Consider the following 14,843-nt stretch of genomic DNA (forward strand, 5'->3'; position numbering starts at 1 on the left):
TTTCGATGAGCAGCGTTTCCCCCGAACTTCTCGACCGTTTCACCGCCATCGTCGGCGAGAAACATGCCCTCCGCAGCGAAGCGGATCTCGCGCCGCATCTCATCGAAAACCGCGGCCTCTACCATGGCTCCTCGCCTCTCCTGCTGAAGCCGGGCTCCGTCGAAGAGGTGTCGGCAATCCTGAAGCTTGCGAGCGAAACCGGCACCGCGGTGGTGCCTCAGACGGGCAACACCGGCCTCGTCGGCGGCCAGACCCCGCGTGAAGGCAAGTCCGATATCATCATCTCGCTCGAACGCATGAACAAGGTTCGCGATGTCGATCCGGTTGCCAACGTTCTCGTCGCCGATGGCGGCGCGATCCTTGCCGAGGTGCAGAAGGCGGCAGAAGCGCATGGCAGGTTGTTTCCGCTATCGCTTGGGTCCGAGGGGTCGTGCCGGATCGGCGGCAATCTCTCGACCAACGCCGGCGGCACGGCCGTGCTTGCCTACGGCAACATGCGCCACCTCTGCCTCGGCCTCGAGGTGGTGCTGCCGACCGGCGAGATCTGGGATGGGCTGCGCCGCCTGAAGAAGGACAACACCGGCTACGACTTGCGCGACCTCTTCATCGGCGCCGAAGGCACGCTCGGCATCATCACCGGCGCGGTGCTGAGGCTCTTTCCGCAACCGCTCGGCAAGCAGGTTGCATTCGCCGGGCTCAATTCGGTCGAGGATGCGCTTGCGTTCTTCAACCTTGCGTCCAGCCTCTGCGGCACCTCGCTCACCGGTTTTGAGCTCATGCCGCGTTTCGGCGTCGAAATCACCGCGCGCAATATCGAGGGCGTACGCGATCCGTTAGAGTCGGCGCATCCCTGGTACGTGCTCGTCGATATTTCCACGTCCGACTCCGCCGAGACGGCCGAGCGGATGATGACGGCGCTGCTCGAACAAGGCTTCGAGGCCGGGTTGGTTCAAGACGCGGCGATCTCCTCTTCCGTCGCTCAGCAGAAGGCGCTCTGGCATATGCGCGAAAGCATGTCGGAGGCGCAGAAGCCGGAGGGCGGATCGATCAAGCATGATGTTTCCGTGCCGGTTTCGGCAATCCCGGCCTTCATGCATGAGGCCGGCGAAGCCGTCATGGCTGCGATGCCGGGCGCCCGCATCTGCGCGTTCGGCCACATGGGCGACGGCAATATTCATTACAACATTTCCCAGCCCGTCGGCGCGGACAAGCAGGCTTTCCTTGAGCGCTGGCACGAGATGAACCATATCGTCCATGGTTTCGTCCTGGCACATGGCGGATCGATTTCCGCCGAGCATGGGATCGGCCAGCTGAAACGTGATGAGCTGGCATCGATCCGTCCGGCGATCGAAATGGAACTGATGCGCAGGATCAAGCGCTCCTTCGACCCGGCCGGCATCATGAATCCCGGAAAGGTCGTCAACGTCGACTAGAGGAGGTCGCTGCTAAGGCGGTCAGCCCGATGTGCCGCCGGTCAGAATGCTGAGCGCCGGTGAGTTGTTGGAATTGTTCTGCAGGTCATACATTGCGGTGAACCGCTTCAACAGCTTGTCGACCTTCTTCGAATCCTGAAGGTCGTCGAGATTGACGAACTTCTTCAGAAGATCGACCTGCTTCTCGACATCCATGCTGGAAATACCGCTCGGCAGGCTGAAGGTGGTTGTGATGACCTGGAACAACGCCTTGTCCCCGAGGATGCTGTAGAGCGAGGTTATGTCGGGAGCCTTGCGGGCGAAATAGAGAGCAAGACGCACGCCGTCGTTGCTTTCACCCTGCTGCGTTTCGAGAGTCTGCTGAAGATAGTTCGTCTGGGTCCGATCCTCGGCGCCGACATTCTGAACGGCGCCGATCTTGGCGCGTGTCAGGTCTCCGGCGGTATCGAAGTTAAAGTCGGCAACGATTTCCTTGAACTTGGAGTCTGCCTTTGTATTCAGATAGCTCTTGGAATCGGACGGATCCGACGTGAAGATCTTCCGCAAGGTTTCGTCGTCGTACTTTTTCGGATCGAGACCGTTCGCCTTCAGCACGAAGCTGGTCAGCTTGTCGTTCTTCAGGAAATCATCAAGCGACTTCACCTCGGCCATGCCTTTGGCGAAATCATCGACGGCCTTCGTCGCGTCCTTCGAAGCCTTGTCCTTGATCGAGCCGTCGTCCATTCCCAAGGTGGCACGCGACTTGTAGTTCGTCGCATACTTGGCCATGACGGCGGGTGACAGTGCCTGTACTTCCGACGTGATCTTGCCGTCGCTGCCGAAGTTGAAGGCGCGGACGAGATTGGTGATGCGCTCGTCCTTGAACGAGGCGACATAGCCGTTCGGATCATAGGGGTCGCTCTTCAGCAACTTGCGCAGTGTCGAACGCGGCACGTCCTGCTCCGTCAGCCCGTAGGCGCGCAGCGCCATCTGATAGGGATCCGGCAAGCCATCGTTGCTGTTGTCGAGATCCGCCGTCGCGTTGGAGCGGAGGAAATCGTCCACTTTCTTGATGTTGTCGTCGCTCATCCGCTCCTTGTAATTGGCGACGGCCGCGTCCATGGCCTCTTGTTGTGCGTCGTCATAGCGGACCGAATAGCTGTCGGTGGTGTTCATCAGTTGTTCGGCGCTTTGCGGACCGGAGGCGGCCGCGGCCGAGCCATCGGCAGCAAAACTGAAGCCTGCGTTGACATTGCTGAAGCCCTGAGCGGCAGCGAAGCTGGGATCAATCAAGATGTTCTTGAGATCAGCATCACTGATATTGGCCGGCATCTGGTAGACCGACTTGATAAAGCTGGTCAGCTTCGTATCCGCGATCAACTGGTCGACATTGGAAATCGTGCCGATCGTGCTCTGGAAGTAATCGAGGTTGGAGCGCGCGCCTGAACTGGTCACGCGCGCCTGAGCGGAGGTCTGCGCATTGACGTCATCCGGTACGCTGCCATCTGCCTGGAAGTTGAAAGCCGAATGGACCGCATCATAGCCAAGGCTGGCGGCATAGGTTGCGTCGGTGAGAACGCTCTTGAGATCGGCATCGCTGAAGGTCTGCGGTATGCCATAGGCATCCTTGATATAGCGCGTCAGCCCTGCGTCGGCGACGAGATCGTCGACGTTGGTGATGTTAACGATCGTGGACTGGTAGTAGCTGGTCGCCGAGGCGGCCAGGTCGCCCATGGTCTTTATCTGATCGGGCGTCTGCGCCGTGTAGGACGCCGCCGCGCCGTTGATCGTCCCGTCGGAATTGAAGTTGAACGCCTGATTGGCTTCGCTGAGATCCAGAGACGTCGCGTAGCTGGCATCGGTCAGCACGAGTCTCAGCGCTGCGGTGCTGAAATCCTGAGACATGCCGAAGGCCGTCTTGATGTAGGACGTTAGGCGGCTGTCAGCGAGAAGATCGTCGACGCTGGTGATCGCTCCGATCTTGGACAGGTAGTAGGCTTTGTTGTAGTCCGCTGCGGCAGGGGTGACGATCGACGGAACAGTCAAGTTGTACTGTTCCATGACGGCGTCCTTTTGGGCAGCGGTCTGCGCCGCGCCATTGACAGTGCCATCGGCATTAAAACTGAATTGCGCAGCAAGCGCCTGATATTTTTCGTTGCCGTTGACGTTCACGAAGCTGTTCGGATCGTTGACGTCGCTGGTTAGAACCTGCGTCAAGAAGTCATTGGAGACGTATGTAGGATCAATGCCGTAGGCCTTGAGGACATAGGTACGGACACGGCTGTCACCGACGATATCCGAGACATCCTGCGCTGCATCGATCGCATTGCCGTAGTAGTCGGTCTCCGTCGCCGCATTCTTGCTCTCGTCGGCAAAGGACTGCGTGTAGAGGCCGATCAGATCGTCTTCCTGCGCGTCGCTTTGCGCATCCGCTGCCGGCGAATTGAAGTTGAACGCGGCGGCAAATTCCTTGTAGCGCGTATCGGTCAGCTTGTTGGCGAAGCTGCCGGCATCGGTCAGATCACTCTCCAGGACTTTCTTCATGAAGGCCTTGGCGTAGGTCATGTCGTCGAGGCCATAGGCCTTCATCGCATAGCTGTAGAGCCTGTAGTTGCCGAGGAAATCGTCGACGTCTTTGACCTTGTTGATGTTGTCCTTGTAGTAGTCGGCGTCGCGCTTGACCGTGGCCTGGGAGGCAACGCGATCGAGGCTCTGCTTCATGTTCCCCGACACTATGTTGTAGGCCATCGAAGCAGAGATCATAACACGCCCTTTTCCGGCAAAGTCTTCAAAGTATGACAGAGTGGTTCTGCGCCATTTTGCGATAAAAAGCTTACCCGAGACTTACCCATCTTGCGTTGCAATATGAGACAGCCGGCGTTCACCCTCCGGAAACCTTGCCGGCTTCGGTTTTGATAACCATCCAGGGAGGCAAAGTTTTCTTAACCGCGATTTTTAAGCTGTCTCGAACAGGCGGCGCCTATTGTCGAGCCATAGAGGGCGAAAAGCCCCGAGGAGAAGACCGGAAACCGGCTCTCAGGTAAGACAAGGGTAGAATGAACATGAACAACACCGTTATGAAGCCCGTATGGGCTGGAACGACACTGCGTCTCGATCCGTCTCGCTTTCCCCAACAGGTCAGCTACGCCATCCACGACTCCACAAGTGACGTCAGCATAACGATCGACGAACGTGGCGCTATCCTGCGCAAGGTTCTCCCCTCGAGCGGCCTGCCGCTTTCGATCGCACTTCCCAAGCGCGCCTTCAAGGGCGTTGCCGCCCGCGCCATCGACCATGGCAACGGCGAGGTCACCGTAACCCTGGAGCTTCACCACGAAGATCCGGAGCTCTGCGTACCCCTTCTGGTCGCTCACGACCTGGCGGATATTGCCGCCGACTGGCGCAGCTGGTCGGAAGCCTTCCGCATTCCGATGCTGATGGTCGAGGCAGATGGCATTGCCCGTCCACTGGAAGAACATCTCGGCGACCTGCGGACCAGCGCATTGAAGCCGCGCCGCCGCCACTCCTACTTCGCCAACCGCCGCCCGCGCTTCCTCGTGCGTCGCACGACAGGCAAGCTCGGCGTCGCCATGAAGATCGAAGGCAAGGAAATCATCGCCCGCAGCTGAGCGGGGCGATCTGCCAAAACCGAAAACCCGGCCATTGTGCCGGGTTTTTCGTCTTGGTCTTCCGTATCTTGGCCTAAGGCAAGACAAAGAGCAGCGACAAGAAAAGGCCGGCAAAGATGATCAGTCCGACGCGATTGTTGGATTTGAACAGGGCCAGGCATTGCTCGCCGTCGTTGATATCCAGCGTTACGATTTGCCACGCAAACATACCGGCGGCAATGAGCAGGCCGAGATAGGCGAACAGTCCGACACCTGCCGCCAGGAAGGCGCAGAAGGCGAGCACGAGGGTCAGACCATAGAGGCCGACGAGCCACTGTTTCGTCTTGTCGCCGAACAGCCGCGCGGTGGAACGAACGCCGATCAGTTCGTCGTCCTCCTTGTCCTGATGGGCGTAGATGGTGTCGTAACCGATCGTCCAGACCACCGAGGCGACGTAGAGGAAAATAGGCGCCAGCGAGAGGCTCCCGAAAATCGCGGCCCAGCCCATCAAGGCACCCCAGGAGAAGGCAAGGCCAAGGAAGAACTGCGGCCAATCCGTAAAGCGCTTGGCAAAGGGATAAAGTGCCACAATGGCGAGCGAGAGGACGCCGAGGATGACGGCAAACCAGTTCAACTGCAGCACGACCAGCAGCCCAACCAGCGCCTGCAGGACGATGAACGCCTTGGCCTGGGTGCGCGTCACCCGACCCGACGGCAGCGGCCGCGAACGAGTTCGCGCCACTTCCATGTCGATCTTGTGGTCGACGAGATCGTTGTATGTGCACCCTGCCCCGCGCATCGCGACTGAACCGATGAAATAGAGAAGGAGATGGAAAACCAGCTGGCCGCCAGAAAACTGGCCGAGAGTGGCTGCGGCATTGGCAGCCATTGTCGCCGACCAGAAGCAAGGCCACATCAAGAGCTGCCAACCGATCGGCCGATCCCAGCGCGCAAGCTGCGCATAAGGCCAGAGCCACGGAGGCAAGATCCGGTATACCCAGTTGTTCGAAGGCGCATCCGCAACGCGCCCGTTTATTCCGCCGATCTGTTGCATGACGCCATCTAGCGATCGGTCAAGGCGCGGGTCAAGCCGTCATGCGGCCGCAGCGCCAAACTCTACAGACCCCTGCTCGCCGGAAAGGTAGATGCGGGCAAGCGCAACCGCAGCGTAGCTGACGCTGAGCGCCTGAAGGAATGCCGCAATCGCCGAGATTGCAAGCATAACGACGTTCGGCTTTCCATCGATCAGCAGCAATGGCGAGATCGAAAGGTGAGACGCCAGCACAACAAGCAGGATCGACAAAACCGCTGGCAGAACGATCGCGGCGATCAGACGACCTAACGTCGACACCAGTCGCGAGACGCCGCGTCGGAGCGCATCCAAAAGCGATGTGCCGACACCGGTAATGCTTGAGACCGGCCAGGTTCCAAACAACGACAGCACCAGTGCATAGGCGATCAGCGCAGCGAAGGTGTAAATCAGCACGCTTGCCGATATGTCCAATCCCGACGGCAAGAACATGAAGATCGGCAGGGAGATCCCGAGCGCAGCAATCAACAGCGCCAGCGTCTTGAGGAAATAGGGAAACGTCCTTCCGAAGCCTGCACGCTTTCCGATCTCGGCGAATGACCAGGAGTAGATCACCGCGCCCTGGACGCACATAGCGAGATAGCTCCACATGAACGTCGTCGCGCCACTCGACGTCGTCTTGCCCGAAACTTCGTCGAATACCGCAATCGCCACGACAGCAATGACGACGACCAGATACATGGACCAGTTTCTGCCGATAATGCCGAACGTCTCGCGTAGCATCCCGCCTTCCCCCTTGTGCTTCTGGGTACGCACTCAATCTGAGTCGAGACTGCTCGTCAAAGTCGTATTCCTAGATGCCGTTCCAGCGCCGGATGACCGGCTCCGTCAGGTCGTGCTCGTAGCCGAGAACGCTGATGCTCGTCGTGTCCAGAATGAACCGCGCCCCGTCCGCCGGCGGCAACCCGAGCCAGCGGGCCCCGAGGACGCGCAGGAAGTGCGAACTGGAGAAGATCAGGATGGCGGCATTGGCCTGCCGCAGTTCCACGATGATCCGGTCAGCCCGCGCACCAACGTCGTTCGCCGCCTCGCCGTTCGGGCAGCCGTCGCGAAACAGCTGCCAGCCTGGTCGGGTCGCATGAATTTCCTTGCTGGTGACGCCCTCGTAGTCGCCATAGTCCCATTCAGCCAGATCGTCCTTGACAATCGCGCCAACTCCGAAACCGGCAAGTTCGCAGGTGTTGCGGGCGCGTTGCGACGGGCTCGACCAGACGGCCGCGAAGCTCTTGCCCGCAAGACGTGGACCGACCTGACGCGCGGCCACCTCGCCGTTTTCGGTGAGCGGGATATCACTGCGGCCAGTGTGTCGTCCGGACAGGCTCCATTCGGTTTCGCCGTGACGGACAAGATAGATTTCCGGAAGGGTGTTTGCCATTGCCATCAGGCTCCGAAATTGAAAGGGCGCGGTCCTTGCCGCGCCCTTTGATCTGGGTCAGAGAATGACCTTTTCGAGCGGCGGACGCGTCGCCTCGAATTCCTTCAGCTTTGCCTCGTTCGCCGCGATGTAGTCGCGATTGTCGGGGGTCGAATACTGGTTCTTGGAAATCTGGATCTGCATGACGAATAGTTCGTCCCAGCGGAAGCCGATCTCGGATCCGGCGAGATAGAACTCCCACATACGGAAGAATTGCTCGTCGTAGAGCGCGACCGCGTCGGCCTTTCGCGCGACGAAGCGGTCGCGCCAGTGGCGCAATGTGTAGGCGTAATGCAGCGGTAGCACTTCGACATCGCGAACCAGCAGCCCCGCACTTTCGATGAACGGCAGCGTCTCGCCGATCGACGGGATATAGCCCTGCGGGAAGATATACTTCTCGATGAAGGCATTGGTCGCGAAACTCGGCTTCGGACGCGCAATCGAGTGCAGCACCATGACGCCGTCATCGGCAAGAAATTCATGCACCTTCTTGAAGAACTTGCCGAAATTGCCGATGCCGACATGCTCGAACATGCCGACCGATACGATCCGGTCGAACTTCCTGCCGGTCATCGTGCGGTAATCCTGCAGCTCGAAGCGCGCGCGATCGGCAAGGCCGCGCTTCTGCGCACGCTCCCGCGAGATCTTCAGCTGCTCCTTGCTGAGCGTGATGCCGGTGAGCTCCAGCCCTGGCGTGGATTCCACCAGGTACATGCCCATGCCACCCCAGCCGGAGCCGATCTCCAGAACGCGCTGGTTCGGTTCGAGCAGAAGCTTCGCGGCGATGTGCCGCTTCTTGGCGACCTGCGCCTCCTCCAGGCTGATGCCGGGCGGGTTGTAGTAGGCACAGGAGTATTGCCAATCCTCGTCGAGAAAGAGTTCGAAGAGCTTTTCGGACAGATCGTAATGGTGGGCAACGTTACGTCTGTTGCGGTTGATCGGAATGCGGCTTTTCAGCTGCTGCAGGGCAATGCGTCCGATCAGTAGGGCCGCCATCGGGATATCGAAGATCTCGTTGGTGGTATTCTGTTTCACCATCGCCAGGAAATCGTAGATGTTGCCCTGTTCGAGGATGAACCGGCCCTCCATGAACATTTCCCCAAGTTTCAGGGTGGGGTCGCGGCGGATCAGCTGTTCCGCCTCTTCATCGGCCATGCGAACGACAACCAGTTCACCGGTGCCGTCGCCAACCATATGCGTCTCGCCGCTGGCGAGAGTCAGTCTCAGATTACCCTTACGGATGAGTTTTTGGACGATCGATAAGAAAGCCGACGCCATAAGCAAGGCCTCGCATTGTGACAGGATGGTCCAATCAACTTAGTACCTCTCTGCCGCCTTACAAGCGCCGTATTTCACACCTCGGCAACATGGTCGCCAAAGTGTGACATTTTTGCAAATTCGATGGCTAAGCGCTTATTTTCGCTTCATCGCCTCGGCCAGCGCGGCGCCGAAAGCTCCCTGGCTCTCTGGCTTTGCCGGAGCCGAGCGGCGGTCGTTCTGACCACGGGACGGCTGATTTCCGCGCGACTCGCCACGCGGCGCCGGAGCCTGCGAACCGTCATCCTTTCGCATCGACAGGCCAATGCGCTTGCGCTTGGCATCGACCTCGACGACGCGAACCTTCACCACGTCGCCCGCCTTCACGACTTCATGAGGATCTTTGACGAAGCGATCGGCAAGCTGCGAGACATGCACCAAGCCATCCTGATGGACGCCGATATCGACGAAGGCGCCAAAGGCCGCGACGTTGGTGACCGTACCTTCCAGCATCATCCCAGGCACCAGGTCGGAAATCTCATGGACGCCTTCTGCGAAGGTCGCGGTTTTGAAGCTCGGGCGTGGGTCGCGGCCAGGCTTTTCCAGTTCGGCGAGAATGTCCTTCACCGTCGGCAGGCCGAATTTCTCGTCGATGAACTGGCGCGGATCGACGGCCTTAACGGCAGCGCTGTCGCCCATCAGCGAACGTAGGTCGCGGCCACAGGCAGCGACGATCTTCTTGGCGACACCGTAGGCTTCCGGGTGAACCGAGGAGGCGTCAAGCGGCTCCTTGCCATCGCGAATGCGCAGGAAGCCAGCGCATTGTTCGAAGGTGCGCTGGCCAAGACGGGCGACCTTCAGCAGGTCACGGCGGCTCTCGAAGCGGCCTTCGCTGTCACGGTGTTTGACGATCGCCTCGGCGATCGAGGCGCCCAGGCCGGAGACGCGCGACAGCAGCGGCGCGGACGCGGTGTTGAGATCCACACCAACGGCATTCACCGCGTCTTCGACAACGGCGTCGAGCGAGCGCGACAGTTTCTGCTGATCGACGTCGTGCTGATACTGACCGACACCGATCGACTTCGGTTCGATCTTGACGAGCTCGGCCAGCGGATCCTGCAAACGACGGGCGATGGAGACGGCACCGCGCAACGACACGTCGAGGTTCGGGAACTCAAGCGCCGCTGTTTCGGATGCGGAATAAACCGAAGCGCCGGCTTCCGAGACGATCACCTTGGTCGGCTTCGGTGCGGGCAGATCGGAGAGCATGTCGGCGACGAGCTTTTCCGTCTCGCGGCTGCCGGTACCGTTGCCGATCGAGATCAGTTCGACATTGTGCTTGCGGATCAGCGAGGCGAGCTCCAATTGGGCGCCGCGCACGTCGTTTCTCGGTTGGAACGGATAGACGGTCGAAGTTGCGACGACTTTGCCTGTTGCGTCGGTGACGGCAACCTTGACGCCTGTGCGGATGCCCGGATCGAGGCCCATCGTGGCGCGCGAACCGGCAGGGGCGGCCAGCAACAGGTCTTTGAGGTTGCGGGCGAAGACATGAATCGCCTCTTCCTCGGCGCGTTCACGCAGCTCGCGCATCAGGTCGAGCGACAGCGACATGGAGAGTTTGACGCGCCAGGTCCAGCTCGCCACCTCCATCAGCCAGCGATCGCCGGGACGGCTGCTGCCGATCTCGTAGGCGGCGGCGATCATGCGCTCGACCGGCTTGTTCGGCGATACGGTCTCGGCATCGGCCTCGATTGTCAGCGTCAGCACTTCCTCGTTCCAGCCGCGCAGCATGGCAAGCGCGCGATGGCCGGGCGCCGTCGCCCAGCGCTCGGAATGATCGAAATAGTCGGAGAATTTTTCGCCCGCAGCCTGCTTGCCGTCGACGACCTTCGCCTTCAGCAAGGAAGCACTGCGCATGTGGGCGCGCAGCTTTCCAAGCAGGTCGGCGTTTTCCGAAATACCTTCGGCGACGATGTCGCGTGCGCCTTCAAGCGCCGTCTTCACATCAAGCACATCGGCGCTGATAAAGCCTTCCGCCAGCGTCGCGGGCTCCTTTGAGCGATCCGCGAGGATGGCTTCGGCCAACGGTCCAAGGCCACGTTCGCGGGCGATCTCGGCGCGGGTGCGGCGCTTTGGCTTGTAGGGGAGATAGAGATCCTCAAGCTCGGCCTTGGTGCCCGCCTTGGCGATCTTCGCCATCAGCTCGTCGGTCATCTTGCCTTGGCCGTTGATGGACTCGACAATCGTGTCGCGGCGGGCTTCCAGTTCGCGCAGATAGACCAGCCGCTCGGCCAGATTGCGCAGCTGGGTATCGTCCAGCCCACCCGTCACTTCCTTGCGGTAGCGGGCGATGAAGGGCACGGTCGCCCCCTCGTCCAGCAGCTCGATCGCAGCCTTGGCCTGATCCGGCCGGGCGTTGATTTCGGAAGAGATGACAGCGGCGAGCGAACGAAGATCAGCGGCCATGGGAGTTCCTGCGTTTCACAAAAGTCGCGGGACAATAGCGACGGAAAACGGCAAGGCAATGCCCGACGTTGCTATCCACAGCAACATAGCACGGATGGCGGCCGTTTTTGCGGTTGTGCAGATGCGCCATTCTTTGCTAGCAGAGGCGACCGTTTTTAGCCCCGCCTTTGTGGCGCCTTCCCTGGGGAAGGCAAGGAAAGTGACATGCCAGATCTGCTCCTAGAACTCCGCTCCGAAGAGATCCCGGCCCGCCTGCAGCGCAAGGCTGCCGGCGACTTGAAGAAGCTCGTCACCGATGCGCTGGTCGAGGCAGGACTTTCCTACGAGGGTGCGCGCGAATACTGGACGCCGCGCCGGCTGACGCTCGACATCCGCGGTCTGACGGCGCGCTCCGCCGACGTGCGCGAAGAGAAGAAGGGCCCCCGCACCGACGCCAACGAAAAGGCGATCGAAGGCTTCCTGCGCGGCGCCGGCCTGTCTTCCGTTTCCGAGGCGCAGATCCAGAGCGACCCGAAGAAGGGCGATTTCTACATCGCTATCATCTCCAAGCCGGGTCGCGCCGCCGAAGAGATCATCAGCGATGTCATGCCGGGCATCATCCGCGATTTCCCCTGGCCGAAGCCGATGCGCTGGGGCGCGGCTTCCGCTCAGCCGGGCTCGCTGCGCTGGGTCCGGCCGTTGCAATCGATCGTCTGCACGTTCGGCACTGAACACGAAGAGACTGTCGTCATTCCGTTCTCGATCGACGGCATCGTCGCCTCCAACGTGACTTACGGCCATCGTTTCCATGCGCCCGGCGCCATCACCGTCAAGCGTTTCGGCGATTACATCGCGAGCCTCGAAAAGGCCAAGGTGATCCTCGATGGCGAACGCCGCAAGGACATCATCCTCCACGATGCCCGTGACGTCGCTTTTGCGAACGGCCTGGAGCTGGTCGAGGACGAAGGGCTGCTCGAAGAGGTGTCAGGCCTCGTCGAATGGCCCCAGGTGCTGATGGGCAGCTTCGAGGAAGACTACCTCTCGATTCCGGCGGAGATCATCCGCCTGACGATCAAGACGAACCAGAAGTGTTTCGTGACCCGGCCGGTTGGCGGCGACGCACTGTCGAACAAGTTCATCCTCGTCTCGAACATCGAGGCCAGCGACGGCGGCAAGGAAATCATCCACGGCAACGGCAAGGTCGTGCGCGCGCGCCTCTCTGACGCGTTGCACTTCTGGAAGCGCGACCAGGGCGATCTTCCAGATCTCGAAACGCTCGAGGCTTCAGCAAAGAAATTCGGTCTCGACCTCAAGAAGCCGCTCGACCAGCGCATGGCGAAGCTCGATGCGCTCGGTGTGACGTTCCATGCCAAGCTCGGCACGCAGGGCGAGCGGGTGGAGCGCATCCGCGCCATGGCCGCAAAGGTCGCATTCCCTCTCGGCGCCGATTACAAGCTGGTCGACAGGGCCGTCGTGCTTGCCAAGGCCGACCTGCGCACCGAGGCTGTCGGCGAGTTTCCGGAACTGCAGGGTGTCATGGGGCGCAAATATGCCGCTCTTCAGGGCGAGGACGCAGTTGTCGCGACTGCGATCGAGGAGCATTACAAGCCGCAGGGACCATCCGACCAGTTGCCGCAGGACAAAGTTGCGATCACCGTGGCGCTTGCCGACAAGCTCGACACGCTGATCGGCTTCTGGGCTGTAGACGAGAAGCCGACCGGCTCGAAGGATCCATTTGCACTGCGCCGCGCAGCCCTTGGCGTCATCCGCATCCTGCTGGAGCGCCGCGTGCGCCTGACGCTGTTGCCGCGCATCACGAGCCACATGGGCCGCATCGATACGGATATCGGCAAGGCCGTTGACGACAACGACCTGTCGCGCCAATTCGACCTTCTCTCCTTCTTCCACGATCGCCTGAAGGTCTACCTCCGCGATCAGGGCGCACGCTACGATCTTATCGATTCCGTCCTGACCCCTGAAACGGACGACCTGCTGATGGTGGCTCGCCGCGTCGAAGCGCTGACGGCTTTCATCACCTCGGAGGACGGCAAGAACCTGTTGGTGGGCACCAAGCGCGCCACACAGATCCTGGCTGCTGAAGAAAAGAAAGGCACGGTCGTCGCTGACGGTGTTTCGGAAAATCTGTTCCGACTCGACGCCGAGAAGCAACTGTTCGCGGCAATCACCAAGGCTTCCGCCGAGGCATCCGCTGCCGTAGAGAAGGAAGACTTCCGCTCGGCCATGGAGGCGCTCTCGAAGCTTCGCGCGCCGGTCGACAGCTTCTTCAACGACGTGCTTGTCAACGACGAAGACGCCGCCATTCGCGCCAATCGTCTTGCCCTGCTGCGCCTGATCCGTGAAGCAACCGGGACTGTCGCCGACTTCTCGAAGATCTCCGGCTAAGCCCCAGGCATCCGCGCGTCAGGTTTGACATGCGGATGGCGCCCTAACCTCCGGCGTCATCTGCAGAATTTCGCCTATTCAGATTTTGATTCAAGGACGGAATTCCGCTGGCATCAGTTCGCGATACCGAGCGTGACGGCAGCGAGAACCGCGTAGCGGGTGGTCTTCGCGATGGTCACAAGTAACAGGAACATCGGGAACGGTTCGCGCAGGACGCCGGCTACAATGGTGATGGGATCGCCGATAACGGGCACCCAGCTCAGCAACAGCGACCATTTGCCATAGCGGCGATACCAGCGCTGCGCCTTGTCGAGCGCAGGCTGGCGGATGGGAAACCAGCGTTTGTCGCGGAACCGCTCGATTCCGAGCCCGAGCAGCCAGTTGATGGTCGACCCAAGGACGTTGCCTATCGTTGCCACCAAAATCAGCGCGAAGACCGGATGCTGGTTTGCCAGGATAAGCGCGATAAGGCCGGCTTCCGATTGCATCGGGAAAATCGTCGCTGCTGCAAAGGCCATCAGGAAAAGGCCGGTATAGACCGCAAGATCGGTCATGAATTATTGGCGCCAATGCATCGCCGCACCCAATTCCCCTTCATCGCGCCAGATAGCGGGCTGGAACTATCACGTCCTTGGGGCTATGCCAAAGCCATGAACAAGATTCTCGTCAGCGCCTGCCTCATGGGACATGCCGTCCGCTATGACGGCCAGTCGAAGCCGCTCGCCCATCCGGCGATCGCGCGCTGGATCGAGGAAGGGCGGCTGGTGACCATCTGTCCCGAGATGTCCGCCGGAATGCCGGTGCCGCGTCCGCCGGCCGAAATCGAGGGCGGCGCCACCGGCGAGGATGTGCTTGATGGCACCGCCCGCGTCGTCGAGATCACCGGCGGCGACGTGACCGACGAGTTCAAGCAGGCAGCCGAAAATGCGCTTGACCTCGCCACCGAGGCCGGCTGCCGCTATGCGTTGCTGATCGATGGGAGCCCCTCATGCGGCTCGGGTTTTGTCTATGACGGCACGTTCTCCGGAAACAAGCACACGGGGAACGGCGTGACAGCGGCTTTTCTGAGGAGGGCCGGCATTGCCGTCTACTCCGACCGCGATATCGAGGCCCTGGTCACACGGCTCGATGCCGACGAGGCCAACAGCGCCACCTGAAACTACCTAGCGACCTCCATGTAAAAAACGGCCGCCGGATCGCTCCGACGGCCGTTC

11 protein-coding genes are annotated in these 14,843 nt (G+C 60.5%); 4 read left to right on the forward strand and 7 right to left on the reverse strand.

Going from position 1 to position 14,843, the window contains the following annotated elements; genetic code table 11:
* The first annotated feature begins 5 nt into the window (after window positions 1-5).
* On the forward strand, window positions 6-1,433 hold the full coding sequence (locus tag FHT76_RS11495; RefSeq protein WP_259126636.1) for an FAD-binding oxidoreductase: 1,428 nt from the start codon (window positions 6-8) through the stop codon (window positions 1,431-1,433).
* 21 nt (window positions 1,434-1,454) lie between these two features.
* Here FHT76_RS11495 and FHT76_RS11500 read toward each other — a convergent pair whose 3' ends face one another.
* Window positions 1,455-4,175, reverse strand: coding sequence for a DUF1217 domain-containing protein (locus FHT76_RS11500; protein ID WP_183859955.1), 2,721 nt, complete (start codon window positions 4,173-4,175; stop codon window positions 1,455-1,457).
* A gap of 299 nt (window positions 4,176-4,474) precedes the next feature.
* Here FHT76_RS11500 and FHT76_RS11505 point away from each other — a divergent pair, with 299 nt between their 5' ends.
* On the forward strand, window positions 4,475-5,041 hold the full coding sequence (locus FHT76_RS11505) for a DUF6101 family protein (RefSeq protein WP_016552966.1): 567 nt from the start codon (window positions 4,475-4,477) through the stop codon (window positions 5,039-5,041).
* A 73-nt stretch (window positions 5,042-5,114) separates the two neighbouring features.
* Here FHT76_RS11505 and ubiA read toward each other — a convergent pair whose 3' ends face one another.
* From ubiA to FHT76_RS11530, 5 genes are all read right to left on the reverse strand, one after another.
* On the reverse strand, window positions 5,115-6,074 hold the full coding sequence (gene ubiA, locus FHT76_RS11510) for a 4-hydroxybenzoate octaprenyltransferase (protein WP_183859957.1): 960 nt from the start codon (window positions 6,072-6,074) through the stop codon (window positions 5,115-5,117).
* 39 nt (window positions 6,075-6,113) lie between these two features.
* Window positions 6,114-6,833 (reverse strand): hypothetical protein, encoded by a 720-nt coding sequence (locus FHT76_RS11515; RefSeq protein ID WP_183859959.1) that lies wholly within the window; start codon window positions 6,831-6,833, stop codon window positions 6,114-6,116.
* A gap of 70 nt (window positions 6,834-6,903) precedes the next feature.
* Complete coding sequence (locus FHT76_RS11520; protein ID WP_183859961.1) at window positions 6,904-7,485, reverse strand: histidine phosphatase family protein; 582 nt, start codon at window positions 7,483-7,485, stop codon at window positions 6,904-6,906.
* A 57-nt stretch (window positions 7,486-7,542) separates the two neighbouring features.
* Complete coding sequence (locus tag FHT76_RS11525) at window positions 7,543-8,802, reverse strand: cyclopropane-fatty-acyl-phospholipid synthase family protein (RefSeq protein WP_183859963.1); 1,260 nt, start codon at window positions 8,800-8,802, stop codon at window positions 7,543-7,545.
* Window positions 8,803-8,937: 135 nt separating this feature from the next.
* Complete coding sequence (locus tag FHT76_RS11530; protein WP_259185595.1) at window positions 8,938-11,247, reverse strand: Tex family protein; 2,310 nt, start codon at window positions 11,245-11,247, stop codon at window positions 8,938-8,940.
* Between the two features lie 204 nt (window positions 11,248-11,451).
* On the opposite strand from FHT76_RS11530, the gene glyS reads away from it, so the two are divergent.
* Entirely contained in the window at window positions 11,452-13,629 is a 2,178-nt protein-coding gene (gene glyS, locus FHT76_RS11535; protein ID WP_183859967.1) for a glycine--tRNA ligase subunit beta, read from the forward strand.
* 113 nt (window positions 13,630-13,742) lie between these two features.
* On the opposite strand, the gene FHT76_RS11540 is transcribed toward glyS, so the two are convergent.
* Window positions 13,743-14,183: a YqaA family protein gene (locus tag FHT76_RS11540; RefSeq protein WP_183859969.1), complete on the reverse strand. Its 441-nt coding sequence runs from the start codon at window positions 14,181-14,183 to the stop codon at window positions 13,743-13,745.
* Between the two features lie 96 nt (window positions 14,184-14,279).
* Between FHT76_RS11540 and FHT76_RS11545 the strand changes: the two genes are divergently transcribed.
* Window positions 14,280-14,786, forward strand: coding sequence for a DUF523 domain-containing protein (locus FHT76_RS11545; protein ID WP_183859971.1), 507 nt, complete (start codon window positions 14,280-14,282; stop codon window positions 14,784-14,786).
* Window positions 14,787-14,843: the final 57 nt, after the last annotated feature.

The sequence above is a fragment of the Rhizobium sp. BK176 genome (assembly GCF_024808055.1).

Coding starts and splice junctions, on each gene's coding strand:
- FHT76_RS11495 (WP_259126636.1), top strand. CDS start 6: ATGAGCAGCGTTTCCCCCGAACTTCTCGACCGTTTCACCGCCATCGTC.
- FHT76_RS11500 (WP_183859955.1), bottom strand. CDS start 4,175: ATGATCTCTGCTTCGATGGCCTACAACATAGTGTCGGGGAACATGAAG.
- FHT76_RS11505 (WP_016552966.1), top strand. CDS start 4,475: ATGAACAACACCGTTATGAAGCCCGTATGGGCTGGAACGACACTGCGT.
- ubiA (WP_183859957.1), bottom strand. CDS start 6,074: ATGCAACAGATCGGCGGAATAAACGGGCGCGTTGCGGATGCGCCTTCG.
- FHT76_RS11515 (WP_183859959.1), bottom strand. CDS start 6,833: ATGCTACGCGAGACGTTCGGCATTATCGGCAGAAACTGGTCCATGTAT.
- FHT76_RS11520 (WP_183859961.1), bottom strand. CDS start 7,485: ATGGCAAACACCCTTCCGGAAATCTATCTTGTCCGTCACGGCGAAACC.
- FHT76_RS11525 (WP_183859963.1), bottom strand. CDS start 8,802: ATGGCGTCGGCTTTCTTATCGATCGTCCAAAAACTCATCCGTAAGGGT.
- FHT76_RS11530 (WP_259185595.1), bottom strand. CDS start 11,247: ATGGCCGCTGATCTTCGTTCGCTCGCCGCTGTCATCTCTTCCGAAATC.
- glyS (WP_183859967.1), top strand. CDS start 11,452: ATGCCAGATCTGCTCCTAGAACTCCGCTCCGAAGAGATCCCGGCCCGC.
- FHT76_RS11540 (WP_183859969.1), bottom strand. CDS start 14,183: ATGACCGATCTTGCGGTCTATACCGGCCTTTTCCTGATGGCCTTTGCA.
- FHT76_RS11545 (WP_183859971.1), top strand. CDS start 14,280: ATGAACAAGATTCTCGTCAGCGCCTGCCTCATGGGACATGCCGTCCGC.